The following is a 26035-nucleotide window of genomic DNA, read 5'->3' on the forward strand; positions in this document are numbered from 1 at the left end:
AGTTCTACTTTGGTGAATCGAACTGTTTAATTCACCTTGTTGTTGTAACGACTGCTATCTTCAATGATCTTGATAAGGGTCGTCAATGTCTAATTGTTGCAATATCTTCCGCTCCAAGCCTTCCATGTGCTCAGCTTCGGTATCGTTTATATGGTCGTAGCCCAATAAATGCAAGGTACCATGTACAACCATGTGCGCCCAATGATGAGCTAAAATTTTATTTTGTTGTTGTGCCTCAAGAGTAATAATCGGCGCACAAATAACTAAATCACCAAGTAGACCGAATTCAGTATCTATAACATTTAGGTCTGACGAGTCACTTTCTTGGGCAAATGCACCAAGGTCTGGCATTTCAAAAGGGAAAGACAATACATTGGTTGGGGCATTTTTACTGCGATACTGATAATTTAGTTGTTGGCTTTCTGCCTCGTCGACTAAGCGAATAGTCATTTCTTTGTCTTGAATACCAAGCTCTAATAACACCTGCTCTAACCATAGAGTAAACGTTGCTTCGTCTGGAAGGTCTGTAAACTTTGTGGCAATTTGTAAATCGACAAGGGCGGTCATTCGTTAGTGGTATCCATAGCCTGATTAGCAAGAGCTTGTTTTTGCGCTTTTTCTAGTTCTTTTTGGCGCTCATGTTCCTCGTAGGCCATCACAATACTGGCGACAACAGGATGGCGCACAACATCACCGGCACTAAAGAAGTTAAAAGATATCTCGTTAACATCTTTAAGCACCTCAATAGCGTGGCGCAAACCGGAGCGCACGCCTCGCGGAAGATCTACTTGAGTAATATCGCCAGTTATCACCGCTTGAGAGTTAAAACCAATACGGGTAAGAAACATTTTCATCTGTTCAACCGTAGTATTTTGACTTTCGTCTAAGATGATAAAAGCATCATTTAAGGTACGTCCACGCATATAGGCTAGCGGAGCCACTTCTATTACATTGCGTTCAAGCAGTTTTTCAACTTTTTCAAAGCCCAACATTTCAAATAAAGCGTCATACAAGGGACGTAGATAGGGATCGACTTTTTGCGATAAATCGCCAGGTAAAAAACCGAGCTTTTCACCTGCTTCTACTGCAGGACGAGTCAGTAAAATTCGACGAACCTCTTGGCGTTCTAAGGCATCAACCGCACAGGCAACGGCTAAATAGGTTTTACCTGTTCCTGCCGGTCCTACACCAAAAGTAATATCATGATTAACGATATTAGCTACATATTGGTTTTGGTTGGGGTTGCGAGGTTTGATGACACCACGTTTGGTTGTGATAGTAATGTCTTTACCATACTTTACACTTTGCGCAGGATCAGTCTGTTCTATAATTTTGGCTTGTTGAATCGCCAAATGTACTTTTCCTGGATCTAAATCTGGCACAATGCCTTTTACAGTTTGTGTTTCGATATAAAGGTTTTTCAGTAAACTCAGGGTATTTTGCACCTGCGACGCTGGTCCCAGCACTTTGAACTCATTGTTACGGTAGGTTATTTCCACCCCTAACCGTCGCTCTAGTTGCTTAATGTTGTCATCAAACGGACCGCATAAACTGGCTATTCGTTTATGCTCAGAAGGTTCTAAATAAATTTGTTCACTTACTAATTTAGTCAATATAAGGCTCTCAGTAGACTGTGGTAGCTAGAATGTAATGATGTACGGTCGCTAGTGAAAATTAGCTTTCGCTAGCGACCCAACACTTAGATAGGTACGAATTGGTTGACACCCAACTCGTTAGCAATTGGGCTTTGTTTGGCCAGTATTGCTTGGGGCGCAATGCTATTGCGTAAGCCCATTTCGGCTTCGGTACGTAATACATCACCGCGCAATGAATTGGCAAATACACTGGTAATGTTAACGTCAACAAATTTACCGATCATGCTAGGTTGTCCCTCAAAATTAACCACGCGGTTATTTTCAGTTCTGCCTGTCAGTTCCATTGGATTTTTCTTAGACGGACCTTCTACTAAGATACGTTGCTCGGTGCCTAACATGCCTTGCGCAATACGCAGGGCTTGTTGATTAATGCGTTGTTGTAAAATTTGTAGACGTAATTTTTTGGCTTCTTCAGTGACATCATCGGGTAAGTCAGCTGCCGGAGTACCTGGACGAGCGCTGTAAATAAAGCTAAAGCTAAGATCGAAGTTCATCGCTTGGATGAGATCCATAGTAGCTGTGAAGTCCTCATCGGTTTCACCGGGGAAACCAATAATAAAGTCAGACGACATGCTTAAATTTGGGCGAATTTTTCTGAGTCTGCGAATTTTAGATTTATATTCAATCGCAGTATGTCCACGTTTCATCATGGTCAATATGCGATCTGAGCCAGATTGCACCGGTAGATGCAAATGATCAACTAATTCAGGGATCTGCGCATAGGCTTCGATAATGTCGTCAGTAAACTCAACCGGGTGGGATGTGGTATAGCGTAAACGGTCGATGCCATTGATCGATGCAACTAATTCTAATAATTCGGCAAAGGTACAAATACTGCCGTCAAAATTGGGACCTCTAAAGGCATTGACGTTTTGTCCCAATAGATTCACTTCTCTGACACCTTGTGCCGCGAGCTGGGCTATTTCTAATAATACATCATCAACCGGGCGACTCACTTCTTCGCCGCGGGTATAAGGTACTACGCAAAAGGTACAATATTTTGAACAGCCTTCCATGATCGACACAAAGGCTGTTGGGCCGTCAGCACGAGGTTCAGGCAGACGATCAAACTTTTCAATTTCTGGAAAGCTGATATCAATAACTGATCTACTACCACCTTTGATTTGATTAATCATTTCAGGCAAGCGATGCAGTGTTTGCGGACCGAAGACCAAATCGACAAAAGGTGCGCGTTGGCGAATTACTTCACCTTCTTGAGATGCTACACAGCCACCCACACCGATAATAAGCTCAGGTTTAGCCTTCTTTAGATTCTTCCAACGCCCCAGTTGATGAAAAACTTTTTCTTGGGCTTTTTCTCGGATTGAACAGGTATTAAGTAGAATGACATCGGCTTCTTCAGCTGTTTCAGCCAATTGATAACCATGTGTTGAATCGAGTAGGTGGGCCATTTTGTCCGAGTCATACTCGTTCATTTGGCAGCCCCAGGTTTTGATAAAAAGCTTCTTAGTCATACTAAATTTAGGTACCTTTGCGCAATATAATGTGATGGCTGTTCGTCAAAGTAATGAGACTAGGAGTCTTGAGCTTCAAAACATAACCATCAAGTCAATCTGTTGTCCCTAAAACACGGGTGCTAAACACACGGAAATCTAGGTCGAAAACGAACCCCATATTTTACGGGTTATTTACGCGCTCCGCCACTTTAAAGCACAGTTAAGTGTTGCTTTATGTGTAAATAAGTTGAATTTTGGATATTAATCGCTTCTGGGCATGCGATTACCTCATCACTATTTGGGCTAAAAGTAGGGGGGGCAATATAGCTCGGCAATATACATAGGCCTTAACTACCGAGCGACTTAGTCGGCATGATATCACTAGGTGTAGTTTATTTGTGAATCTGACAGCCGCAAAACGAGCGGTCTGGAAACACAGAGCCGGATTAAACGCGACTGATTCCAGAGCGTTCTGCGTTGGCGCTCGCTAAAACCAATCACCTTGTAGCATTACTAACGTAGACGAAAATCAATGATTTTTAGCCCTAGTCGGGATATTTAAAGTGAACTTAGGTATTTGTATTGTGTTATGTCAATATAATTCTGAAGCGACGTGTTTTTTTACGTTGATCTATGCTTATTTACTTCATAATTTTAGATTTACCAAGGATTACGTTTTAATTGGCTTATCTGGCAACTGGGCCATTCGTTTAGATCAAGACGTTACTTATTTTTTATTTTATCTAGAAGACAAAAACTACATATTTGACTTATTCGGTGGATTTGATGAGGTAGAAGAATTCATGTTGAAAGAGTTTGATGGCGTCAAGGGAAGGGATGGAATTGTAGAGAAGTTTGTCTCAGCACTATTAAAAAATACTTGAATAATTCGATATGTAAATTAATTCAAAAATTAAGTAGACACCCATTGTTAGCTTTTAAAATCTCAATTTCGGACTAAGCTCAAATCTACTCGAGCAACCACGCACGTGATTAATACCTCAATCTCACAAATGCCAAATCTGTCTTATTAAGACTCCTTATTTTATGAATAACATCGCTGTTATTTAATTGTTTGACGTCAACTAAGATTGTTCAAATTTCTTTCAGTCGAATTAATTATTGAGTTTCCTGCTTTGTGGGACGCTCTTTCTTATAAGGAGAGTGATATGGGTAACGGTGCTACCTGCTGAATCATTCAGCCCAAAAGGTATTTAGTCGGTAGAAAGAGTTTGTAAAGCGTGGAAGATCTTACTCATTCGCGTCGTCGTCACTTTTCCGTGAACCTGCGATACCAGATCACCGTTCTTATCCAGCACAACAATGACGGCCTCTTCGCTATCGGAGGGCACACCCAGTGCTTCTTCCATAATCTGCGAGTTCAGAATCCAAGTTTGATCGTGGTAGTGCTTCGGAACTTTTTCCTTGGCCCGACCAATAGCGTCTTCTTCAGACATAAAGAATGGTAAATCGACGGCCAGTACATCGCGAACCCGATATTTACTTTGGTCTATGTTTGTTCGCAAAGTATTAACCCACTCTCGCGTTGATTTTGCGGCATTACTAGACGGGGTAAGTATGAGCAATGTCGGTTGACCTATCAGTTTGTCGCTGTCAACTTTTTCTCCGCTCAGCGTCGTCGCCATAAACGACGGCCATGGTCCATCGCCTGCGATAGCAGTTGTTCCAAATAGCGTTAGTATCGCAAGTAGAGTCATCTCAGCAACGCGTTGGATTGTTGAGCCCCAAAGTGCTAACAATATCGTTAGTCTGGATGTCATGGTATTCCTCCTAGACCGTATGTCGTATTGAAAGATAAGGTGATTACGCCGTTTGTCTATTTACACATGTATAAGCTAAGAATTGACGAGACCTTTTACATCCCGATTTTTAATTCGTAAGCATTAACCCATAAGCAGCGGTAATGTCTTTCCAATGACGTTGTTGTTCAACAAATTGCTTACGTAACAATTGAACATGTTGTTGCAGTTTTTGAACAGTATGTTTTTTATGTTTTGCTTCTAGTAGGCTCTTTTTGGCCTCAAAATACTCTAGTAACTTATTTTTCATCAGCTTATGCTGTATCTCGATTCTGTTCATTATCTCTGTGCAGTTAGGTAAGTGAGCAACTTGTTGTTGGGCCCGAGAAAGTTGCATTTTTAAACGTTCACTTTCAATTCGTTGTTCTGGCACTTTGCGTAAGTCACTGGTTAAGTGAATCAAACTCATCAGTTTAATTAGCCATTTTGTTGGGTCGTAATTCCACCATTTGATGCCATTGCGGTAATCATTTTCGAATACGTGATGAAAGTTATGGTAGCCCTCGCCGTAGGTTAGTAGTGCAATAAAGGCATTGTCTCTTGCTGAATTTTTATCAGTATAGGGTTGATTACCCCAGATATGAGCTAATGAGTTTATAAAAAACGTGCAATGATGAACGACTACTAAACGCAATAGTCCAGCCATGAGCAGCATTGATATTATATCGCCATTTAACCAACCCAAAAAAGCAGGTAAGAAAATATTCATCACTATCACTAACGCTAAGTAGTGTTTGTGTTGCCACATAACGATGGGGTCTTTTTGCAAGTCACGCACGTTATTGTAGTCACTATAACTACTGGCATGATACTCACGTAACATCCAGCCTATGTGGCTATACCAAAAGCCTTTCTTAGCTGAATAGGGGTCTTTATCATTGTTATCCACATATCTATGGTGAACTCGGTGGTCGCTACACCAATGTAATGCGCTATTCTGTAATGCCAAAGCGCCGCCTAAAGCATATAAAAAACGGATAAGGGGGTGCGCTTTATAGGTTTTATGTGACCATAATCGATGGTATCCCGCTGTAATCGAAAGACCACTTGTGTAAGAGAAAACTACAAAGGCAAGCCATTCAATGCCATCAAAGCCGTGAGTCAATCCACGCCAAGGAATTAATATTAAGGCACCAAAAAATGTAAGAGATAAGAGCAAGGTAGTCAGCCAAATAATTGGAGGTTTTTTCATTTAATTGAGATTCCAATAATAGGTTTAAATAGGTCAGCATATTTGTGTACGCTAATGCGTGATTAGTGTTGAATAGATTAAATGTTAAAAACAAAAAAGCACGGTTGGTTTGTATTAGCTCCCAAGGTCATAAATTAAGTGTCTCTAAACATCAGATAACAAAATGTTTATAGGTAGCACGAAAACAGTAAGTTACTGATAGCAGATAGGCTTGTTAATTTAGAAGATTATTATTTTACACAAACCGATGCTTTTATCGGTGCGTTACCGAACATAAGCAGGTTTCTAGCGGTTGAAATTAGGGCTTAAATACGCAAAAGGGCGTTGAGTGTTCTACATATTATTTTTCCAAATTTGGATAGCCAAAAGGTATTAAATTAGGCTTTAGATAAGTCTTGTTTCAATTGTTTATCTATCTTAATTCAGTTGAATGGGTTGATTGATTTTGTTTGTTCGCTTGGTTTGGCAATATTTTTGTCATACACATCAATTGCAGCTCCATAACAACTGCAAGACGCGCTTTCTAAACCTTCTCTAGACAATATGTTAATTTGCCCACGGCTGTAAGTTATTAGCCCTTGTTGCTGCAATACACCGGCAGCGATTGTGATTGAGCTGCGGCGCACTCCCAACATCTTTGCTAAAAATTCGTGGGTTAAATAAAATTGATTAGAATGAGCGCGATCATGACTCATTAACAACCAGCGTACCAATCGCTGCTGTATTTCGTGAAAACAGTTACAAGCACCAATTTGCGCTAGCTGCAGCGAAACGACATACAGATAACTATGAATTAACTGTCGTAATGGCGCATTGGTTTCTAAACGCTGATCAAACACCTCTGCATCCATCCTTAGGGCGCTCCCTGAACCTTGAACAATTGATTGCATTGGCACATGATTGTTACCCAAAGCCAATGTGGCACCTAACATGCCCTCATTACCAACCAGGCCCATTTCTATAGAGGGGGCATCCACAATATCCACCAATAATGAAATAAATCCACTTAAAGGGAAATATACATATTTCATTTCATCATCTGCATTATAAAGCACCTCACCAAACTCTAAGTGAATAGTGGTGCTATGACTCAAAAACCATTCATGGTCTGGTTTTGACAAAGAATTTAACAGGTGATTAGTAATAAATAAGGGCTTCACTGCAGACACTTGACTCTCCAAAAACGAATGTGCACATTCAAAGAAAAATGCTTGTTTTCCGTTATGTGATTTACCTTGAACTAATCCTAAGCTTGAGTCTGTGCGATAGAGCACTGAGTTGTTTTTCTGAATTTATGTTTGATACCGAACAGAGGCGCAAAGTAAGGTTTGCTAGTATAAAGCGACAATTTTGTTTTACATCCCAATTTGGAGATCAACCATATTACGCACGACTGATGATTTATACACATGTCAGATCAAGTCTACCGATGGTGACTTGGGCAAGATTAATGATTTTTATTTTGATGATGAAGACTGGGTTATTCGCTATCTTGAGTTTGATACCAGTAACTGGTTAATCAGACGCAAAGCACTTATATCGCCTGTCGCATTGACTGCGCCAGATTGGAAGAATAAAACAATTCAGACTAACTTGAGTCAAGAGCAAATTAATAATTGCCCCGGTATCGGTGTGCACAGACCAGTGTCACGTCAGCAGGAAATTAAGTATTTCGCTTATTATGGTTATCCCATTTATTGGGGAGGGAATGGTTTGTGGGGAGAAGGGCTTTACCCAGCTGGCTTAATGTCAGCAAACAGCAAAAGAGATCCTCAACCAAATGCAGTAGCAGCAAAAGCATATTCAATAGCTCAAAATGACGATCCACATTTGCGCAGTTGGGAAAAAGTAAAGGGATATAAGGTGAAAGGCGCTGATGAAGATATCGGTCACATTGCAGATTTTTTAGTTGATGAACAAACATTTGCCATTCGTTATGTGATTGTGCAGACCAGCGATTGGTGGTTTGGCCATCAAGTATTAATTTCCCCTCAGTGGTTTAGTGAAGTGCAATGGTCTGATTCAACGGTAATCGTTAAACATACTCGCGGCGAGATACAAAGTGCGCCGGCTTATAATTCGAGCGAAAAACTTGATCGTAGTAGGGAAGAAGATATTTACAAACATTATGGATTTCACGGCTATTGGCAAAATGAAGCGAGTGGCAGACCTCAACACAACATAACCATTAACTTAAAATAGCCTGAAACCTTTTTGTTGTGTCTGCTGACGCACAGATAAATCCCTATAAACCCATTATGTTATATACAGGCTGCAGCGAAGCCCCTTATTTACTGGGTTGAAGTGTTAGCTTAATTAACAGTGAAATTTTAATTTTAACAGGCGTCATTTTTACACTCATTAGTGTGACGACTTGTGAGCGAGATGACATAAGCCAAGCAGCTTAGTTCACAGAACTAGCTGTAACAGGAGTTTAAATATGTATGCTTTTAGTACTCAGTTAGATCTACCTTTCAATACAGTGATTGAAAAAGTAATTCAAGCACTAGGCAGTGAAGGTTTTGGTGTACTTACCGATATCGATATCCAAGCTACTTTAAAGACTAAGCTCAATGTCAGGCTGAAGCCTTACCGTATTCTTGGGGCATGTAATCCGCCACTGGCCTATCGTGCAATTCAGGCTGAACCAGACATAGGGTTACTTTTACCCTGTAACGTTGTGGTGCGAGAGGAAGCCGATGGCATCATTACAATTGCCTTTATGGATCCAGAAGCGGTTTTGCAATTAGTTGACAATCCGCAAGTACATGCCTTGGCTAAAGAAGTAAAAACATTACTATTGAAGGTATCAAAACGACTGCATGATGATGATTTGGTGCAAAAATAGTTGTTTGCTAACAGTCCAACAACCGCCACTTTTTAGTTTATCAAACACAAAAATACATTGGGTTAGATAAATAGACTATCTGAATTTTCCAAAAGGAATCAATTATGAAAACGTATTTAAATATTATGTTACTGAGCAGTTTTATATCCTTCTCTGCCGTATCGTCTCCTGTTGAGGGCTTAACTGTAACCACTCACTCAAACACCCAAGGTATGATGGAGCATCGAGAAATGATGGCGACTGAGGGGGCAATGAATAAGCAAGGCAAAATGCGTGAAATGTCTGCCGTTATGCAAGACATTGTCAACGAAGAGAATGTGGAAACACGTCAAGTGTTAATGGCAGAGCATATGAAAAAAATGCAGGAACACATGCACGCTATGCGTAAGTTTATGCCAATGGATAAAGAAGAAGATAATAACCGCGAAATGCCGATGATTGAAAGAATGAAAAAGATGGAAGGGCGCGTCGATATGATGCAAATATTGATGGACCAAATGATAACTCATTCTGCTCAACAAGAAATGAAACCCAAACAATTGCATCAGGTCAATTAAATTTAACTATCTAGATTAGACTGAAAATCAGGTATCAAGATAGCGCTTGATTACCATGATTTTAAACATATTGTTGCTGATGAGTTTTTTCAAGGAGGAGGCAATAAGTGCTTGTTTTCATCATTATTGTGTTCAAACAGGCATAGATTGATGCATATCAAGTTACTTATCGAACTATCGGATAGTTTATATCCCATCAACTTTATTTAAGTGGCTACTATGAACATCATGCATCGAATTCGGCTCTATCATGCAGCACTTGCTGTGTTAGCCATTCTAGCGTACCTGACAGGTGAGTTGGGTATTGTCCATTCGTGGCTCGGTTATGCTGTTGCAATAGTGATTACTCTGCGCTTGATCTGGGCCTTAAGTGGCAATCCCAATGTGGGTTTGATGCGCTTTTATCCTTTATTCGACGGCTTGAAGTTATCAAATGTATTCACTCATCCCGCTGTTACCAAAATATTTATGTTGGGTATCGCTTTGAACTTATTAGCGACTGTCGCAACAGGCATCGCAATGGACAAAGGTGGGGCAATTGGTTTGGCAAATGTAAATGTGGTGTCTATGGCTTACGCAGATGATGACAAACATGCAGAAAATGATGAGGGCCAAACAGAAGATTCATATGGTGAAGGGCTTGAAGATTTGCATGAATTTTTCGCTAACTTGTTACTCATATTTGTCGTATTACATGTTTGTTACTTGGTGTTATTCAAACGAACATTAGCTAAATTTATGCTTTTTGTGCCAAAAAAATCTGATAAAAGACAAGAGTAGTCTTGCTTTAAGTAGCAGATTTCTAGACTTGAGCCATGCCAAAAGAATGTTTCCCTCCACTCAGGGCTTGTCAATCCGCTAAACCTATTGTCAGTATCGAAGTGTTAGTAGTCCAATACTCTCTTTTTGAGCGCGCCATGATTATGCCAAACAAGACAGATTAGGTATTCTAAGCCGTTTGTGGAACTGCGCATTGGCGCCGCATTACATGGCGCAATTCAAACCTTGGCAATCGATAATGGTGGTCTGTGCCACACCAAGTATTGTTTCGCATTCCACTTATGACAATGCTTATTTATACAGAATAGGTATCCTGTTAGCTCGATTGCCGACTGCATGCGGTGATCCCTTTAATTTGTCATTTGAGTCGAATTAGGAGAAAACGGTCAAACGTAATTATTTACATTGAAACACTCATTTTGCGTAAAATCAGTGACAACTTACTCAAGCTGATAGGCTGGTTCAAGCTCATAAGCGCCGTTAGCTCTATCATTGTGACTGACTATTAAGAGCTTTAAAGCGAAAATATAGTATTGGAATTCTCTACGGCAGCTCTGTGCTAAAGCGGAATCCGAATAAATCGCATCACCCAATTATCCCCACTTGAATTCACTGTGTATAAAAACTAATAAAATTTGATTTTGTTAAAATCCTCAATTTCAATTCCTCTTAGATATTTTAATAAGTCTCACTTTGTTTTTCCTAAAATAGCTAAGTTATTAATTTAATTATGGAAAATATTTTGCTCATGGTTTTTAATAGGAAGACTAAAAAGTCTCTTTAAAGACAGTGTGACCCTATCAGGCTCCTTTTGTTGTTTTCGAATGTATCAATAAAGGTCGAGTTAAAGCATGAAATACATAATAGAATCAGAAGGTAATCACTGAAAATGACTAAAAAAATAATCAAACCGAGCAGTGACAAATGCGAAATGCTCGTTAATAAGCGTTAGCTTTCAAGGAAGTTATGAGTAAAATTTTAAATAGTGCGGTTATTATTATTCTCCTAGGATTTTGTCATCTAAGTTATGGCGAAGGGCTGAGAAAAGTAAAACTTGATAAAACTTTAATTTGTTATCCGGCAAGCTACTCTCCAGACACTTCATTTTTGAGTGCTATTTTGGCAACCATATCTGATCAACTTGATAGTTCAGATGGGCAAGATTTAATTTACATTCCAGCTTCTGAGATAAAGAAGAAAGTACCTGATTACACAATAAGTCATATAAATATTCACAATGTTAATTTTGAACATTCTTTAACTGGCTTAGCTTATGCAAAATCTCAAATAGGTAATCCGAATGGCATGGCAAGTTCGGCTTGGAATATCTATTCTGAAAGCGAAAGTGTTTTTATTGAAAAAGACAATATTCTCCCATTAACAAGGGTTTACAAATATCATAAACCTCTATTTATGTGGCACCTTGTAAAATACCCGCCACAGCAGAAACCCGAAACAAAACTCCCTGACGATTGGTATATAGGTAGCTGTTTAGAATCAGCAGGTAGTTACAGCTGTAGACAAACCGTTGAATATAAAACAATCTATTATGAGTATGAAGTTCAGGCTCAGGATATGCATTTGCGTAAGGAGATAGCAGAAGCTGTAACAACACTTTTTACTGAGTGGGAAAAGTGGTGTAATGAAAGCTAACAAGCCAAGTCAGCGGGAATTTTACTCGCTGAAAAACACTTACAAAATCCCCTGCTTGGGGCGTTAGCGTGAAGAGGCAAAAATAGTAGGTGCAACAATCACAGATTATGGAAGATAAAATTATTTCAGCAGTGAGAACTTTTACTATTTCTATAAACTCAGGTAGCAAAGTAGTCGCTGATATGTCTGAACTAATTGACGTTACGTCTCAGTTGCCTTTTTCGAGTTTTGACTACTGGGAACGAATTATTCGTTCAGAATTTTCTTCAGCTTTAAAGGAATCTATTCACCCTAAGTGGAAGGTGTGGTCAAAATCCAAGGAATTAGTAACTTGGCTTGATCTTATGAGCTGGGATGGTTACAAACGTGAAAAAGCACTTCGTGCCCTATGTGGGGCTGCGCCGAATACTTTCTTTTTTTCTCTTACAGTTCGTAGACTCAACGATTGGGTTCCCCAAGTTCGTAAAGCAGCTAGGGAAAAGCTCCCTGAGATAGTAAGTTCTACTGATCCTGAATATGTAGTAGAGGCATTATGCGTCGCGCTTTCCAATTGGAACTCATGGGGTAGGATAGAAGAAGCAGATAAAGAGGTTCTACTGAAAATTATCTGTGAAAAAGAGATAGCAAAGTCCCTTCGGTCTAAATTAATTTTGTCTGCTTCAGGGCCTATGCCAGCAATCTTTTCTCAGCTTGGCCGCACTCCGGTACTTGATGGGCAAATTGAAGAAATAGCTAAATCCGCTATCCAGCCTTCGGTTCGAGCTAAGGCATACCGCAGCTTATTTGAAGGGCGGGTTACATGGATCGAAGGTCGAAAATGGGTGTGGACTGATATTAGGTATTGTGAAGGCAGGTAAAACCTATCGTTGGCGAGCGGAGGTTAGAAATTGAAACTCCATTGATAGACTTACTAAAAAGATCATCTGAAGATCGTTCATCAATCGTTAGGCGTGTTTCAGCAGAGATTCTAATAAGAGAGTTAGGCAATCTAGGTATAAAAGCCAGAGTGTTTGCCGAACGTTTCGCTTCTGATAACTCACGCGCTGTATCTGAAAGGGGTGAGTTTGCCATAAAGACATTAGACGAGGCAGAGCGAGCCAATGCCTCTTAACAAGCGCAAGTTGTCGGACTGGTTTTCCACTGCGCTCCAAACCAGCCGAAAATGCGGGCATTATACATACTGGATGAGTTATCCATAATGAACTTTTCAAATAAATGGTTAGTGGGTTTAGCTACCACACCTTATATCTATATTGGGATGTTTGGGAGCATACAACGTAATTTTCTTGTTGGGTTTGGTTGCTTATTTTAATCAACCCTAGCGTGTTCAATTCTCGTATCAAGTGCAAAGCGTAAAGTTCAAAAACAAAGGTTCATTATGTTCGTGTTATTCCCAGTAATTTTGTTTATTTTGGCAATGTATGTATAAAAATTAATATGCGGTTCTTTGGGGCCGCATCATTTAACTGTTAGTAGGCATCATAATGTTCAAGGGAAATCTAAAGCATCCGTTTCAGTCTGTTTGGATCGCATTCGGTCTAGGTGTTTTACTATCTTCATTTTTAAATGCTGCATATCATTTGGTATTTACTGGGGCTTCATTCTCATCTGCTAGCGACTGGTTTAGCGTTCTAGGAATCATTTATCCATTTGGCGCTTTGGTAATTATTGTGATTGTAATGCCATTTGTGTATATCTCTCAAAAATTCAGTTTTTCGGGTCCAGCTACTGCATTAGTAATGCTTATATTAGTGGTAACTATTGGCTATTTATCGTTTGATCATCAATCGCCAAGAATTATTGTGTTTAGCAATGCAATATCATGTTTTACTATATTTTATTATTTAGCTTACGTGCGGCAGCCAACTAACGAATGAATAATGTCGTTCGTAAATTCACTGGGAATTTTACTCGCTGGTCTACGGCTAACGCGCTCCTAAAATCCCCATATTCAAAGTGTTAGTGTGAACAAATGAAACTTGTGATAATCCTATTAGCCTTATTCATAATTCAAGGCTGCAATGAAATGGAAAGTAAAATGCTATCAAATGGAAGTGATGTCAAAGAGGCTCTTCAAGAACTTAAATCGCAGAAAAAATTCATTGAAGATAGAGCTTTATTTTACTCTGGAACACCTGACGAGCTAACACGAATTGCAGCTGAAAATATAATAAATTCAGCATTAGTTAAATTCATAGAGTCGCCATCGGATAAATTTTCTAAAAAAGAGTTTTGGTCAATCTTAAAAGTCGCGGCAACGCAACTCGCTAAAATGGACTCTGAAGAAATGGATCGTGGTTTATCCTATATGGAAGAAATCATGGATATCTATAAAATAGAATCTTCAGACGGTAGGTTAAATGAGTGGCGTTATGGTTTCGATCCAAGTTCACACTAACGAGTTTATTAAATTTTGTTACGGCCAAAAGGCGGCCTTCACTGGGCGCGGAAAAAAGCGCGCGCCATTTATAAAAATCTTTAGCTATCAAGGAAAGTCGTGAGCTGTAATCTCTATTTATTTACTGTTGAGAATTATCCTGAAGGTATTGCCGATCCCGAGTCATTGTTATTAATGCAAGAAGGGTTTGAGGGGAAAAGTGAAGATGAAGAAATTTCGTTGGATGAATTAAACTTTGCTTCAACTCTTGCTATTCATTCTGATAAACCGGAACTTGTAATTGCCGATTTCCAAAAATGGTGGGAAGATCGAACAGGAGAAATACCAAAGGTAAGCTTATTGGCTTGTGATGCATCACATTTACAGGAATTTAGAGAAAAAGAAGTTCGCTCATTGGGTATTGATACTTGGTCTATTAAATCTAACTTTGTAGCATATGCATCGAGCTCTGATGAAGGGAAAATCTCTGCTGTTGGGCTTATTAAAGAAAGTGAATTGAATATTCAGTAGTTTAATAGCTAACAAGAGACTGATACGAGTGCCCAGCAAGGTCTAAAGGGACAATTATTCGCTGGCCGCGAGCGGCCAAAACACTCATAATCTTACCATCGGCGAGCGTTGTATTTAAATGGAGAATTCAAAAATATGCATAAATTAAAGCTATTATTAATTTTTATATCATTAACAGTAAGTTCAACTACGTTCGGAAATGATAACCCTTTCAAGCCGGTTCAGGATTTATTTGCAGCTATGTCTGCATTTGATCATGCAAAAATGAAAAGTTTGGTAACTACAGACTTTCAATTATTGGAAGCCGGTGAGGATTGGGATATTGATGATCTGATCAACGTTATTAATCCATCTGAATATAAAAGACGAAATTACTTCAATGTAATTAATACTAAGATCAGTGGACAAGTTGCATGGGTTAGCTATTGGAATAAGGCAACTATTAGTAATGGTGATACTAATAACTCAGTGGCTTGGTTGGAAAGTGCAGTAATGATAAAAGATGAGGATAAGTGGAAAATACAATTGTTGCATTCGACTCGTATCAAACCTGAAAACATACCTAAGCATATTGAATTAACAGAATATGTGAATTAGTTTAAATTTAACAAGCCAGTCAATAAAGACAAAAAACAATGGGCTTTTTTGTCACTTCGTACTTGTTTTAGCCCATAATTTTTTGCCTGTTAATTAAGCATTAGATTTACTGAGAGATTTTGTGCAAGGTTCAAAGTTTTTACTAATTATTATGAGTGTTTTGGTTTTGCCATTAATGCTTTTTGCTCTTTATTCATCCTATCGATATGTTTCCTTTCCAGAAGCAGATTTACGGCATGAAGAGTTATATATCCTTGCATTTATGGTTTTTTACAGTGCATTGCTCTTTGTTCCCTACATTATTACTTTATTGGTTAAATGGCGCACTCACTCAACCAAACTAAAATTAGCGACTTCGACACCTTTTGCTGTGATGTTGCTATTCGGTGTGTTTGCTGAGCTTAATGGTGTTCCGTGGTAGGTAAACCATACAAGTTGCCCAAAATGGCCGAAAACAGCGCGCTGGGTCTTGAATTTAATTTTTAGGATCACTATGAAATTATTCTAAAAGTTGTTTGGAAAAACCGATAACATCCCTGCTCAAATTTTTACGTTTGTGCCCATAAGTACGACATTTGTATACTCTAATTAGGCAAAGAGTCGATGCATTGCTTAGGTTCAGTATTATCCTTTGTTTTTTCTTTCCAGTTTTTGCTGTTAAAACTGCTTGGGTGCGAGTTTAGTTCAGCATACCTAAATATTAATCTCTTGCTGAATTTAGCTTAACTAAATGATTTATATTAATAAAATAAAACTTCTTCGATATTCATTAAGCAGAGTTTAACTTGAGTAGCTTGATCAAGTTAGCCCCTTAGCTAGGCTTTTTACTTGTAATTGATATACCCAAGGTTGCCACGGCTTGATATGCTTATGTTCTATTTTTCTGCTTAGAACTTTAATAATGCAAAACTTACACACTATTACCATTGGTGATATACAAGTCGCTAATGACAAGCCGTTTGTGCTCTTTGGCGGTATGAATGTACTTGAGTCGCGAGATATGGCGATGCACATTGCTGAATACTACAAAGAAGTCACCACTAAACTGGGTATACCTTTTGTATTTAAGGCCTCGTTTGATAAGGCTAATCGATCGTCAGTTAATTCTTATCGTGGCCCAGGTATGGATGAGGGGCTGAAGATTTTTGAAGAAATTAAAAAAACCTTTAATGTACCGCTAATCACCGACGTGCACGAAACACATCAGGCCGCGCCTGTGGCTGAAGTTGTTGATGTGATCCAATTACCGGCATTTTTAGCCCGTCAGACTGATTTAGTCGTGGCTATGGCTAAAACGCAAGCCGTTATAAATGTTAAGAAACCGCAATTTTTAGCAGCCCATGAAATGCGCCACATCATTACAAAGTTTCATGAAGCGGGTAACGATAAGATTATACTGTGTGAACGTGGCTCGTGTTTTGGTTATAACAACTTGGTCGTAGATATGTTGGGCATGGATGAAATGAAGGCTTACGCGCCGGTTATTTTTGACGCCACACATGCTTTACAAAAACCCGGCGGTAGACAAGATTCTGCTGATGGTCGTCGAGCGCAGGCTGCTCAGTTAGCACGTAGTGGCATGGCCTTGGGTTTAGCGGGTTTATTTATTGAAGCCCACCCCGAGCCTAATCAAGCCAAGTGTGATGGCCCTTGCGCCTTAAAACTGGATAAATTACACGCCTATCTGGAGCAAATGTTAGCCTTAGATCAATTAGTTAAAAGCTTTGCCCCCTTAGACACCAGTGCTCAATAACGAGCTATTATCAGTCGTTTAAATAAACGTTAGCGCACCCATTCGGGTGCGCAGAGCAAATGTAATCAATATAAATAGCTTTAATAAGGACAAAACACCTTATTCAGTAATAATGACTTTAAACTTGTATGTTGGCAGTTGATCAGTGGCTTGTTTTAGGGCGTCAGCTGCGTGTTCTTCGGTGATACTGTGTCTAAGCTGTCTGTGGGCTTGAGGTTTAACATCAGTTACGCCCAGATCTGCTAGTAATTCAGCAAAACCAATCGAGATTTCATCGACGATGTGTACTTGTTGAGTTTGAGTATGGCTATTGTTAACGTCTTTTGTCATTGAAGCGTGCGCCACTTGACTGAATAAATATGCAGATAAAACCGCGATAGTGCTAAGTTTTATGTTTAAAAATCGAATTTTCATTAATTTGCCCTTATATATTTAATGTTAAAAAAACATTTTGTTAGTTTTTTGTACTATTTATGTAAAAGATAGTGTTGGTGTTACTTATTGTTTTAAATAGATAAATTTTATTTATTGGGTAAATTATATACAGGTTAATTAATTTAATAAAATGACATTTAGTATGGGTGTGCATTAGAAAAACTAATGGTGTAGACTGGGTCTATATCTTATGAATTGACATTGAGCCATGAATCGCCGACTCCCTCCCTTAAATTCACTCAAAACCTTTGAGGCCGCTGCGCGACACTTGAGTTTTACCCGCGCAGCTGATGAATTATTTGTCACTCAAGCAGCTGTGAGTCATCAAGTTAAAGCATTGGAAGATTTTTTATCGATGAAATTATTTTTACGTCGCAATCGTTCATTATTATTGACAGAAGAGGGGCAAAGTTATTATTTGGATTTAAAAGATATTTTTCGCAGTATCCAAGATGCTACAGAGCGTTTGTTAGCTAAGGGAGCAAAAGGTGCCCTGACGGTCGCCTTACCGCCAAGTTTTGCTATTCAATGGTTGGTACCAAGAATTAGCCGCTTTAGTCAACAGAACCCAGATATTGATGTGCGAATAAAAGCGGTTGATTTTGATGAAGGGTTTTTAAGTGATGATGTCGATGTCGCGATTTATTATGGTAAGGGAAAGTGGTCAGGGGTAGTGGCTGATAAACTGCACACCGAGTACTTAACTCCGATGTGTTCTCCTTTGTTGTTTCAAGGCAATAAGCCCTTAACGAAATTAGATGACCTGCGCCATCATGTTTTGTTGCATGATTCTTCTCGAGATGCATGGAAAGGCTGGTTACGACAATTTAATGTGCTTGGTGTGAATGTGAATCATGGGCCGATATTTAGTCACTCCATGTTAGTATTGCAAGCCGCTGCATTAGGACAAGGTATAGCCTTAGGGCATAGTGTACTTGCACGACCAGAAGTAGAGTCGGGTCGCTTAGTTTGTCCTTTTGAAGAAAAACAAATTACCAATAATGCGTATTATTTTGTCTGTCATCAATCACAAGCAGAGTTGGGTAAAATCGCCGCATTTAGACAATGGCTTATTCAACAGGTAGAAGATGATCAACAAGACGAAGAGTTTATTTAGTATTTTTTCGATTGGCATAGGAGAGGACGGTTTATGCAGTTTTATTTAGTTACCGCAGCATTAAGTGCCATGTTGAGTGTCATGTTGGGCGCGTTTGCTGCTCACGGTCTCAAGTCTCGGATAAGTGAAGCTATGTTAGTTACTTTTCAAACAGGCGTGCAATATCAGTTTTATCATAGTTTGGGTTTAGTGCTGATTGTACTGTTGTATCGCCAACAACCGCATGGACTAATGCTTTGGAGTGGCGCGTTTATGTTGGCCGGCATAGTGTTGTTTAGCGGCAGTTTATATGCATTAGCCCTAAGTCAGTTTAAGTGGTTTGGCCCTATTACGCCGCTCGGTGGCCTATGTTTTATTCTTGCATGGCTATTGTTAGCCATCGCGGTAGTTAAAAATGGATAATAAAAATATGCTGGGATTGTTGTTTTATTGCCGCAGTGGTTTTGAAAAAGATTTAGCCGCAGAGGTTCAAGATAAAGCGAGTCAGCTTAATGTCTTTGGTTATGTGAAATTAATAGCCGATTCTGGGTATGTGGTTTTCCAATGTTATCAGCCCGAAGAAGCAGACAAATTAGCCAAAGAGCTTAATTTTTCGCAGCTTATTTTTGCTCGTCAAATGTTTGCTACAAGTCAGTTAATCGAAGGGATGGATGTGAGTGACCGCTTAAGTCCCTTGCTCGCTACAAGCGCGAATTTCCCCTTATGTGGTGATCTCAGAGTAGAATATGCAGATACCTCTGAAGGGCGTGAATTATCAAAGTTTTGTCGCAAAATCAGCGTACCCTTGCGCCAACAACTGCGTAAAACCAATAAATTAACTCACAAAGAAAATGCCAGTAAACCGGTGTTGCATGTATTTTTTACCGCTACCGACGCTGCTTACATTGGTTATTCTTATAGCAATAATAATTCACCTTTGCCTCTGGGGATATTACGCCTGAAATTTCCTCATGATGCTCCAAGTCGTTCAACCTTAAAACTAGACGAAGCCTTTCAAACATTTATTCCAAAATCTGAGCACGAAGACCGGCTGCGGGGCAGTTTGCATGCGGTAGACTTGGGGGCTTGTCCAGGGGGCTGGACCTATCAGTTGGTTCGGCGCAGCATGTTTGTTGAAGCGGTTGATAATGGAGCCATGGATCAAGCCCTAATGGATAGCGGTTTGGTAACCTATTGTCCGGAAGATGGTTTTAAATTTAAGCCTAAAAAAAATAACATTTATTGGTTAGTCTGCGACATGATAGAACAGCCGCAAAAAGTGGCTAAATTAATGGCGCAATGGGTGGCCAGTGGGCGCTGTAAAGAGGCGATGTTTAATCTAAAGTTACCCATGAAAAAACGCTATGAATCGGTGCAAGAATCGTTGGCTATCATTGCCAATGAAATACATGCTCAACAGGCTGGGCCCTACCAGTTACAAATTAAGCATCTGTATCACAACAGAGAAGAAGTGACAGTGCATTTGCGCTTGATAACTAAGTAAGTATTATCTCTCACATACAAAAAAGGGCCTTCAAGCCCTTTTTTGTTATTTTGTCGATGTTAACTGACGATATTGACGTTGGTGATATAACAATGCACCGGCGTCTTGTTGTTGTTTAATATCGACTACTTGACAGAAAAATACGTCGTGAGTAGCCACGCTTAAGCGCTCTGTAATGATACAGTCAAAAGTAACAGCTGCACCAACAAGTGCGGGAGCACCTGTGCTCAATGTATCCCATTGTGCGCTGGCGAATCGCTCATCCATCGTCGCCTTACCACCAAATAAGTTAGATATAGCCTCTTGACCCTGATCTAAGGTATTGATCGCTAAGCACTGACTTTTATTAAATACTTGGTAAACCGAGGTGCCGCGATTCAAACACACCAATAGAGTCGGTGGGTTATCACTGACACTGCACACTGCTGTGGCTGTAAACCCAGCCATGCCTTCTTCACCCTTGGTGGTGACAATATTGACTGTTCCGGGGAAACCCGCCATACCATTACGAAACGCTTCGGGAGACACACAGTTTAATGTTGGGTCAGCGCTTTCGGTACATGTTCCACTAATTGGCATCTTGGCTCCTTACTGCAAAAATGGCTGCTTTTTATAGGTTTTCTAATCCCCACGATGATACGTAATGAGGATACTTATTTGATCACAACAGTCGCACTAGACTCCTTTTGCAATATGCTGCTGATTTTTTCATGCTTAGCCTTGAACTTACAGCTTAATTTTACATTATCAGCTTTAAGGGGCTTGTTTGTAGGGCAATACTGAGAATACTGGCGTGATTATCCGTCTTATCGCCAGGTAGCTAAGTTTATTTTGAACATATTGACGGTGAAGTGATAGGCTTGTTTTAACCGCTAATTTTTAAACTAACTTAATGGAATAACTATAATGACTTTAAGTCAAAGTGGGTCTGTTGCAGTGACGGGCGAGACCAAAAAGCTTAAAAAATCGATTAGAGCAACCAGCGCTAGTGTGATTAAGCGCCGCAAAACAGCTAAAGAAAGTAAACGCAAAGTCATCATGCAGGCTGCTTTAGACTTGTTTTCACTCAGTGGTGTACACGGCACCAGCATTGAACAAGTTGCCGCTCATGCTGAAGTATCTAAGACTAATTTACTGTATTACTTTAACAGTAAAGAGCAATTATATTTAGCCGTACTCAATCAACTACTGGATGTTTGGTTACAGCCTTTGCAAAGTTTCAGTATTGAGCAAGACCCAGTGACTGCTATTAGTGATTACATCCGCGTAAAACTAGAATTATCCAGAGACCATCCTGCAGAATCTCGACTATTTTGTATGGAAGTTCTCCAGGGCGCTCCCTTGATGTTAAGTGAACTTAAGTCACCATTACGAGAGTTAATCGAAGCCAAAGTCCAAGTAATACGGATTTGGATAGAAGCGGGAAAACTCGCGCCAGTTGACCCTTACCATCTAATATTCTCAATTTGGGCAACCACGCAGCATTACGCCGATTTTCGGGTGCAAGTAGAGGCGGTAACAGGTAAAAACCTCAATGATCCGACTTTTTTTGCTGAAGCACTGCACAATGTACAAACTATTATTTTGGGCGGTATCGAGCCACGGTAGTGGCATCCCCGGTAAAAATAGATTTAGAATTCCATAGGCTTTAAAGCTTAATGTTATTGGTCTTTGAGTTGTTTTTTTAACTCTTTTATCAAGCTTTTCATGCGTTTCACTGCCTGATGATTTGCCATTTTATTGCCATCCACAGTTGCCCTGTTTGTATATAGGGCAACTGTATACTGTTCTGTAATGGCATTAAATATATTGCTGATTTTTGTGGGTAGCTGTTGCTCAACACTATATCTAAAGCTTTCTGAACCTTGCCAAGTAGGACGAATGCCGACGTATGCTTGCATTAGTTTTACGGCTGATTTGTAACAGGTTTGAATTGGATTCTTGCGTTGGTTTAACCAATGAGGAATAAAAAATAAACTAAGCAGTAGACTAATGAGTAGCAATATAGCTAAACCTAACAGTGCAAGTCGCTGTGGAGTGAGCGAGCCAAGAATACTTTTAAAAAATTCCTGTTGTTTTTGTTGATTAAAACCGATGACCAGCCGGCTCCAGTCATAATCTAAGTCGGCTAAAAATAAACGCAGATGATTGAATACAGCAATATTAGTAAATTTTGCTAGAGAAAAAGGTGAATCAGCTAAAAAACTTCCCTCTTGTAACATAGCTTCACGCAAACCAAGCGATAGCCTGTCTGGTGCCACAACACTTGTGGGGTCAATTCGTTGCCAGCCGCTTTGCTGGTTCCAAGCTTCAACCCAAGCGTGCGCATCATATTGATAAACGCTCAGATATTGTTTCTGATTAGACTTGGTGATTAATTCTCCGCCTTGATAACCTGCGACGACACGAGCGGGGATACCAGCTAAACGCAAACTATAGGCGAGGGCACTTGCATAGTGGCTGCAAAATCCTGCTCGTTCGTCAAATAAAAATGTGTCGATGGGATCAATAAACATAGTGCTTGGTCGCAGCGTATAAATAAATTGTTGCTGACGAAAATAATCTAATAGTGCCTCAATTAAGTCGGCATCGATGGGATATTGTTGACGAAGTTGTTTGAGCCACTGCCGGGTAAGAGGATTACCTATTGTGGGCACTTGCAGATTGAGTTGCTGCTCAAATTCGTTACTTTTTTGATAACTAATAGCTTGACTATATGAACGCACAGAATATTGATATTTACTGTGCAAGGTCTGCTGACTTATTAATAAAAAGTCGTCGCTTTGCCAAATGTCAGCTTGGCTTTTTGCATCAAGCGGTATAGCCAGGTCAAGGGCATATAGCCATTTTTGCTGGGTCGGTTCGGCAATGATATCGTAGTCCAGAGAGGGGCCATAAAGTACCGGTTGAAATTCTTGTTGGCGGCGTTGAGCGTTACGTCGTTGCAGTTTGCGTTCGGGATGAACGCGCCAAGTCCGACCATCAAAATCTTCCATTACAATAGCCCGCCAATAACGTTCGCGGGCAAGGGGAGCTTGGCTTTCAAAGGTCGCCCTAAAGGCTAAATCACTAGACTGGGATAAACGAGCAATGTCACCGGGGGTAATACTCTCAGCTAGTCCGGTTTCGGTACTTTTTGCTTTTGGGGTTTGCCACAATGGTGGTAGTTGCGGCAGCAGTAAAAACAGCAAAATACCAATAGGTAATGCCTGAATTGATAAAATAAGCGCTCGTTTAAGTTGTTCTTTGGTAGCGAGTTGTGGTGCGTGAAAGAAACCGAGTGATAAGATTACGGCTAAGGTCAATAAGGCGTAAAATAAAGTGTAAATAATCGATTGATTAAAAATAAAACCACAGCCAATCAGAAATAAGAGGCTCACGACCAATTGATAAACGTCTCGTTGAGTGCGTACCTGCATGAGTTTTAACGCACAGGCTAATACCAATAAATTTATCATGGCGATCAGTAATCCCAAAGGCCAAGCTGAATAAATTAAGCCTACTATGCTGAGCAAGGCAAGTAGGTTGAGAGTGCGGGTCGTAGGTATGTGTTTTTGATAGGCAAAAAAGATAGCGCAACGTATCACAACGCTGCATAACACTAACAAGCTTATCCATTCAATCACGGTATCAAATAAGCTCAGGTTGAAGAGCAGTACAATCATACTGAGGATAAAAAATGCGGGGTTGTTGCTTTGGTGCTGACGATCTTTAAGGGACGTAGCTCGGGTTTTCGCTTTTAACAGCCCGGCGATCCTCAGTGTGATAGACATTAGCCTTCCCTCTCGCCTGTTGCATTGCTTTGTGGGTAGAGTGCTAATGCGTGTAAACAAGCTACTCGGTGAGATTCACCTGAATTGGGTGTTAATTTTGTATAGCCCAGATCAAGCCCAAAAGTACTGCCACTGCGACTCAGTTCAAGTATCTGGTAGCATAAGGTACTTAAATTGTATTCTATTTGCGAACTGGCGTGTTTGGGCATAATGAGCCAAACATCGACCTGCTCAATACCAGAAAATTGTTTACTATACATACCCCGACCTTTAGCGAGTTGCTTCCATGCAACATGACGCAAAGGATCGCCTACCTGATATACTTTTAAATGCGAAAAATCATCGTGATTATGCTCTGTATTAAGCGTGGTTTCGCGCTGTTTAGTATCATCTTGTTGGCTATCCACTTCTTGGACATTAACGGCACAAGGAATAGGTTTCGGATAGACCAAAATTTCACGACTAAAGGCCAAATGAGTCCAACATTTATATAGCCCAAGTGGATAATAACTACTAAAAGTGATGCGCGGCAGTTTATGCCATCCACGGCTCTGACTTGGATAATTTAACATCACTGGATTGGTTAAGGAGTCACACTCAAACCAATGACTGACTTTTTGACCCATCAAACTGATATTTATTATCCCGTGTAGGGCATTACCCTGCATTTTATCGGCATTGATCCACAAGGGTAAGTGAACCTCATCACCCATATAAACTTCTGGGATTCTGCCAAGTTTGACCGCCAACTGTGCAAAGTTGGTATAGCTAGCGAGTAAGTTAACTAAAAAAAGAGCCAGTAAAAAATAACATAACAACAACATCAAATTATTTTGGTAATTCGTGCCCAGCAAAAATAGTAGGGCACATAGAGCTAAAAATAAGCCGCCAAATTTGGCTGGAAAAATAAAAATACTCCGATGATTCAACTGAAATTCATTGGCGGGCGGAATGCGCTTGTCTAACCACTTGCGAATATATTGTTGCGCAAACATTCATTCATACTCACTAATTAAGGGGATCAACTGACTCAAGTAAAGCTTGACTCAAACTGCCTTGGGCATTGATATCACTGGAGGCGCTGCGCAATCTGTGTTCTGCCACGGCGGGTAATATCATTTGCACATCTTCAGGTATCACATAGTCTCTATGATTGATAAATGCCCAGCTCTTAGCGGCACTTAACAAGGCTTTGGTTGCTCTTGGGGATAATGGATTAGCAAATTGTTGGCTTTCTCGGCTAAAAGTCACCAGCCGAATAATGTAATCAAGTAAAGCGTCTGAAGCATGTACTTGCTGAGCAAGACCCTGTGAGTCAGTAAATTGTTGAAAACTTAATACGGTATGAGCCTCTTGACTGCGTTGAGTTTCTTGCTGACGCAACATGGTTTTTTCGGCTTCTTTGTCTGGGTAGCCTAATTGGATGCGCATTAAAAAACGATCAAGCTGAGATTCTGGTAAGGGGTATGTACCAGCTTGATGCATCGGATTTTGTGTACCAATAACAAAAAAAGGTGTTGGTAAGGGGCGTGTTACGCCATCTAAACTGACTTGGCGTTCTTCCATCGCCTCTAACAAAGCACTCTGGGTTTTGGGACTGGCACGATTGATTTCATCTGCTAACACTAACTGGCTAAAAATCGGACCAGGGTGAAACTGAAAATTTTGGGCCTGATTATCAAATATGTTGATCCCCAACATATCAGCAGGTAACAAGTCAGAAGTAAACTGGATGCGTGAATATTGCAAGCCAAGTACCTTGGCTAATGTGTGCGAAAGGGTTGTTTTACCCATGCCCGGTAAATCTTCGATCAATAAGTGACCGTTAGCTAGAAGGCAACTTAGGGCTAATTTAACTTGCTGCTGTTTACCGATCAAAATTCGGCAAATTTGCACAATCGCGTCGTCAAAAAGTTTATGGGCCTTAGCTTGATCTAAAATTTGTTGTGTCATTTTCATCCAATTAATGACTATAGTATCTGCATACTTTAGCCTACCTGACTGAGT

The 26035-nt window shown here is 40.0% G+C and carries 29 protein-coding genes; 18 read left to right on the top strand and 11 right to left on the bottom strand.

Annotated elements, in window-relative coordinates:
• Positions 1-60: 60 nt before the first annotated feature.
• The 3 genes from ybeY to miaB all read right to left on the bottom strand — a co-directional run bounded on the left by ybeY (position 61) and on the right by miaB (position 3130).
• Positions 61-567: an rRNA maturation RNase YbeY gene (ybeY, locus tag ABKW31_RS06180; RefSeq protein ID WP_348615404.1), complete on the bottom strand. Its 507-nt coding sequence runs from the start codon at positions 565-567 to the stop codon at positions 61-63.
• Positions 564-1613 carry a PhoH family protein gene (locus ABKW31_RS06185; protein WP_348615405.1) on the bottom strand — a complete coding sequence of 350 codons (1050 nt, stop codon included), beginning with the start codon at positions 1611-1613 and terminating at the stop codon, positions 564-566. Before ABKW31_RS06185 ends, ybeY begins: the two co-directional genes overlap by 4 nt.
• A gap of 86 nt (positions 1614-1699) precedes the next feature.
• Entirely contained in the window at positions 1700-3130 is a 1431-nt protein-coding gene (gene miaB / locus ABKW31_RS06190; RefSeq protein ID WP_348615406.1) for a tRNA (N6-isopentenyl adenosine(37)-C2)-methylthiotransferase MiaB, read from the bottom strand.
• A gap of 545 nt (positions 3131-3675) precedes the next feature.
• Between miaB and ABKW31_RS06195 the strand changes: the two genes are divergently transcribed.
• Positions 3676-3996 (top strand): hypothetical protein, encoded by a 321-nt coding sequence (locus ABKW31_RS06195; protein ID WP_348615407.1) that lies wholly within the window; start codon positions 3676-3678, stop codon positions 3994-3996.
• 330 nt (positions 3997-4326) lie between these two features.
• Here the strand turns inward: ABKW31_RS06195 and ABKW31_RS06200 are convergent, their stop codons facing one another.
• From ABKW31_RS06200 to ABKW31_RS06210, 3 genes are all read right to left on the bottom strand, one after another.
• Positions 4327-4893 (bottom strand): hypothetical protein, encoded by a 567-nt coding sequence (locus ABKW31_RS06200; protein ID WP_348615408.1) that lies wholly within the window; start codon positions 4891-4893, stop codon positions 4327-4329.
• A 109-nt stretch (positions 4894-5002) separates the two neighbouring features.
• Positions 5003-6124: a fatty acid desaturase gene (locus tag ABKW31_RS06205; protein ID WP_348615409.1), complete on the bottom strand. Its 1122-nt coding sequence runs from the start codon at positions 6122-6124 to the stop codon at positions 5003-5005.
• Between the two features lie 422 nt (positions 6125-6546).
• Positions 6547-7293: a Crp/Fnr family transcriptional regulator gene (locus tag ABKW31_RS06210; RefSeq protein WP_348615410.1), complete on the bottom strand. Its 747-nt coding sequence runs from the start codon at positions 7291-7293 to the stop codon at positions 6547-6549.
• Positions 7294-7474: 181 nt separating this feature from the next.
• On the opposite strand from ABKW31_RS06210, the gene ABKW31_RS06215 reads away from it, so the two are divergent.
• The 13 genes from ABKW31_RS06215 to kdsA all read left to right on the top strand — a co-directional run bounded on the left by ABKW31_RS06215 (position 7475) and on the right by kdsA (position 17220).
• A complete protein-coding gene (locus ABKW31_RS06215) occupies positions 7475-8326 on the top strand; it encodes a PRC-barrel domain-containing protein (protein WP_348615411.1) in 852 nt (283 codons plus the stop codon).
• A gap of 238 nt (positions 8327-8564) precedes the next feature.
• Positions 8565-8972, top strand: a complete 408-nt coding sequence (locus tag ABKW31_RS06220; RefSeq protein WP_348615412.1) for a DUF302 domain-containing protein — start codon at positions 8565-8567, stop codon at positions 8970-8972.
• Positions 8973-9076: 104 nt separating this feature from the next.
• Positions 9077-9529, top strand: a complete 453-nt coding sequence (locus ABKW31_RS06225; RefSeq protein WP_348615413.1) for a hypothetical protein — start codon at positions 9077-9079, stop codon at positions 9527-9529.
• A 219-nt stretch (positions 9530-9748) separates the two neighbouring features.
• Positions 9749-10309, top strand: a complete 561-nt coding sequence (locus ABKW31_RS06230; protein WP_348615414.1) for a cytochrome b/b6 domain-containing protein — start codon at positions 9749-9751, stop codon at positions 10307-10309.
• A gap of 966 nt (positions 10310-11275) precedes the next feature.
• A complete protein-coding gene (locus tag ABKW31_RS06235) occupies positions 11276-11962 on the top strand; it encodes a hypothetical protein (RefSeq protein ID WP_348615415.1) in 687 nt (228 codons plus the stop codon).
• Positions 11963-12069: 107 nt separating this feature from the next.
• Positions 12070-12819, top strand: a complete 750-nt coding sequence (locus tag ABKW31_RS06240; protein ID WP_348615416.1) for a hypothetical protein — start codon at positions 12070-12072, stop codon at positions 12817-12819.
• Positions 12820-12860: 41 nt separating this feature from the next.
• Positions 12861-13073: a hypothetical protein gene (locus tag ABKW31_RS06245; RefSeq protein ID WP_348615417.1), complete on the top strand. Its 213-nt coding sequence runs from the start codon at positions 12861-12863 to the stop codon at positions 13071-13073.
• 373 nt (positions 13074-13446) lie between these two features.
• Positions 13447-13839, top strand: a complete 393-nt coding sequence (locus ABKW31_RS06250; RefSeq protein WP_348615418.1) for a hypothetical protein — start codon at positions 13447-13449, stop codon at positions 13837-13839.
• A gap of 149 nt (positions 13840-13988) precedes the next feature.
• Entirely contained in the window at positions 13989-14360 is a 372-nt protein-coding gene (locus tag ABKW31_RS06255; protein ID WP_348615419.1) for a DUF4844 domain-containing protein, read from the top strand.
• Between the two features lie 99 nt (positions 14361-14459).
• Entirely contained in the window at positions 14460-14870 is a 411-nt protein-coding gene (locus tag ABKW31_RS06260; RefSeq protein ID WP_348615420.1) for a hypothetical protein, read from the top strand.
• A gap of 135 nt (positions 14871-15005) precedes the next feature.
• Entirely contained in the window at positions 15006-15467 is a 462-nt protein-coding gene (locus ABKW31_RS06265) for a nuclear transport factor 2 family protein (RefSeq protein WP_348615421.1), read from the top strand.
• Between the two features lie 121 nt (positions 15468-15588).
• Positions 15589-15888 (top strand): hypothetical protein, encoded by a 300-nt coding sequence (locus ABKW31_RS06270; RefSeq protein ID WP_348615422.1) that lies wholly within the window; start codon positions 15589-15591, stop codon positions 15886-15888.
• 480 nt (positions 15889-16368) lie between these two features.
• Entirely contained in the window at positions 16369-17220 is an 852-nt protein-coding gene (kdsA, locus tag ABKW31_RS06275; protein ID WP_348615423.1) for a 3-deoxy-8-phosphooctulonate synthase, read from the top strand.
• Positions 17221-17319: 99 nt separating this feature from the next.
• Here the strand turns inward: kdsA and ABKW31_RS06280 are convergent, their stop codons facing one another.
• Entirely contained in the window at positions 17320-17634 is a 315-nt protein-coding gene (locus ABKW31_RS06280) for a hypothetical protein (RefSeq protein ID WP_348615424.1), read from the bottom strand.
• A gap of 229 nt (positions 17635-17863) precedes the next feature.
• On the opposite strand from ABKW31_RS06280, the gene ABKW31_RS06285 reads away from it, so the two are divergent.
• From ABKW31_RS06285 to rlmM, 3 genes are read left to right on the top strand one after another with little or no spacing between them, the layout of a single operon-like run.
• Entirely contained in the window at positions 17864-18772 is a 909-nt protein-coding gene (locus ABKW31_RS06285) for a transcriptional regulator GcvA (RefSeq protein WP_348615425.1), read from the top strand.
• A gap of 33 nt (positions 18773-18805) precedes the next feature.
• Complete coding sequence (locus ABKW31_RS06290; protein ID WP_348615426.1) at positions 18806-19174, top strand: DUF423 domain-containing protein; 369 nt, start codon at positions 18806-18808, stop codon at positions 19172-19174.
• Positions 19175-19181: 7 nt separating this feature from the next.
• Positions 19182-20255: a 23S rRNA (cytidine(2498)-2'-O)-methyltransferase RlmM gene (gene rlmM / locus ABKW31_RS06295; protein ID WP_348615656.1), complete on the top strand. Its 1074-nt coding sequence runs from the start codon at positions 19182-19184 to the stop codon at positions 20253-20255.
• Between the two features lie 45 nt (positions 20256-20300).
• Here the strand turns inward: rlmM and ABKW31_RS06300 are convergent, their stop codons facing one another.
• Positions 20301-20834: a flavin reductase gene (locus ABKW31_RS06300; RefSeq protein ID WP_348615427.1), complete on the bottom strand. Its 534-nt coding sequence runs from the start codon at positions 20832-20834 to the stop codon at positions 20301-20303.
• Positions 20835-21161: 327 nt separating this feature from the next.
• Here ABKW31_RS06300 and rutR point away from each other — a divergent pair, with 327 nt between their 5' ends.
• The gene (gene rutR, locus ABKW31_RS06305; RefSeq protein WP_348615428.1) at positions 21162-21863 is read left to right on the top strand and encodes an HTH-type transcriptional regulator RutR; all 702 of its coding nucleotides are present in this window, start codon (positions 21162-21164) and stop codon (positions 21861-21863) included.
• Positions 21864-21916: 53 nt separating this feature from the next.
• Here rutR and ABKW31_RS06310 read toward each other — a convergent pair whose 3' ends face one another.
• The 3 genes from ABKW31_RS06310 to ABKW31_RS06320 are packed head-to-tail and all read right to left on the bottom strand — an operon-like array spanning position 21917 to position 25981.
• Positions 21917-24028, bottom strand: coding sequence for a DUF3488 and transglutaminase-like domain-containing protein (locus ABKW31_RS06310; RefSeq protein WP_348615429.1), 2112 nt, complete (start codon positions 24026-24028; stop codon positions 21917-21919).
• Entirely contained in the window at positions 24028-25023 is a 996-nt protein-coding gene (locus tag ABKW31_RS06315) for a DUF58 domain-containing protein (RefSeq protein WP_348615430.1), read from the bottom strand. The genes ABKW31_RS06310 and ABKW31_RS06315 overlap by 1 nt, the downstream gene beginning before the upstream one ends.
• A gap of 13 nt (positions 25024-25036) precedes the next feature.
• Positions 25037-25981 (bottom strand): AAA family ATPase, encoded by a 945-nt coding sequence (locus ABKW31_RS06320; RefSeq protein WP_348615431.1) that lies wholly within the window; start codon positions 25979-25981, stop codon positions 25037-25039.
• Between the last annotated feature and the right edge of the window lie 54 nt (positions 25982-26035).

It is taken from the genome of Paraglaciecola sp. 25GB23A (assembly GCF_040012495.1).
In the GTDB taxonomy this organism is placed as follows: Bacteria; Pseudomonadota; Gammaproteobacteria; order Enterobacterales; family Alteromonadaceae; genus Paraglaciecola.

Excerpts from the sequence above, each read along its gene's own strand:
- ybeY (WP_348615404.1), bottom strand. The coding sequence starts at position 567 with ATGACCGCCCTTGTCGATTTACAAATTGCCACAAAGTTTACAGACCTT.
- miaB (WP_348615406.1), bottom strand. The coding sequence starts at position 3,130 with ATGACTAAGAAGCTTTTTATCAAAACCTGGGGCTGCCAAATGAACGAG.
- ABKW31_RS06200 (WP_348615408.1), bottom strand. The coding sequence starts at position 4,893 with ATGACATCCAGACTAACGATATTGTTAGCACTTTGGGGCTCAACAATC.
- ABKW31_RS06205 (WP_348615409.1), bottom strand. The coding sequence starts at position 6,124 with ATGAAAAAACCTCCAATTATTTGGCTGACTACCTTGCTCTTATCTCTT.
- ABKW31_RS06220 (WP_348615412.1), top strand. The coding sequence starts at position 8,565 with ATGTATGCTTTTAGTACTCAGTTAGATCTACCTTTCAATACAGTGATT.
- ABKW31_RS06225 (WP_348615413.1), top strand. The coding sequence starts at position 9,077 with ATGAAAACGTATTTAAATATTATGTTACTGAGCAGTTTTATATCCTTC.
- ABKW31_RS06230 (WP_348615414.1), top strand. The coding sequence starts at position 9,749 with ATGAACATCATGCATCGAATTCGGCTCTATCATGCAGCACTTGCTGTG.
- ABKW31_RS06235 (WP_348615415.1), top strand. The coding sequence starts at position 11,276 with ATGAGTAAAATTTTAAATAGTGCGGTTATTATTATTCTCCTAGGATTT.
- ABKW31_RS06240 (WP_348615416.1), top strand. The coding sequence starts at position 12,070 with ATGGAAGATAAAATTATTTCAGCAGTGAGAACTTTTACTATTTCTATA.
- ABKW31_RS06250 (WP_348615418.1), top strand. The coding sequence starts at position 13,447 with ATGTTCAAGGGAAATCTAAAGCATCCGTTTCAGTCTGTTTGGATCGCA.
- ABKW31_RS06255 (WP_348615419.1), top strand. The coding sequence starts at position 13,989 with ATGGAAAGTAAAATGCTATCAAATGGAAGTGATGTCAAAGAGGCTCTT.
- ABKW31_RS06265 (WP_348615421.1), top strand. The coding sequence starts at position 15,006 with ATGCATAAATTAAAGCTATTATTAATTTTTATATCATTAACAGTAAGT.
- kdsA (WP_348615423.1), top strand. The coding sequence starts at position 16,369 with ATGCAAAACTTACACACTATTACCATTGGTGATATACAAGTCGCTAAT.
- ABKW31_RS06280 (WP_348615424.1), bottom strand. The coding sequence starts at position 17,634 with ATGAAAATTCGATTTTTAAACATAAAACTTAGCACTATCGCGGTTTTA.
- ABKW31_RS06285 (WP_348615425.1), top strand. The coding sequence starts at position 17,864 with ATGAATCGCCGACTCCCTCCCTTAAATTCACTCAAAACCTTTGAGGCC.
- ABKW31_RS06290 (WP_348615426.1), top strand. The coding sequence starts at position 18,806 with ATGCAGTTTTATTTAGTTACCGCAGCATTAAGTGCCATGTTGAGTGTC.
- rlmM (WP_348615656.1), top strand. The coding sequence starts at position 19,182 with ATGCTGGGATTGTTGTTTTATTGCCGCAGTGGTTTTGAAAAAGATTTA.
- ABKW31_RS06300 (WP_348615427.1), bottom strand. The coding sequence starts at position 20,834 with ATGCCAATTAGTGGAACATGTACCGAAAGCGCTGACCCAACATTAAAC.
- rutR (WP_348615428.1), top strand. The coding sequence starts at position 21,162 with ATGACTTTAAGTCAAAGTGGGTCTGTTGCAGTGACGGGCGAGACCAAA.
- ABKW31_RS06310 (WP_348615429.1), bottom strand. The coding sequence starts at position 24,028 with ATGTCTATCACACTGAGGATCGCCGGGCTGTTAAAAGCGAAAACCCGA.
- ABKW31_RS06315 (WP_348615430.1), bottom strand. The coding sequence starts at position 25,023 with ATGTTTGCGCAACAATATATTCGCAAGTGGTTAGACAAGCGCATTCCG.
- ABKW31_RS06320 (WP_348615431.1), bottom strand. The coding sequence starts at position 25,981 with ATGACACAACAAATTTTAGATCAAGCTAAGGCCCATAAACTTTTTGAC.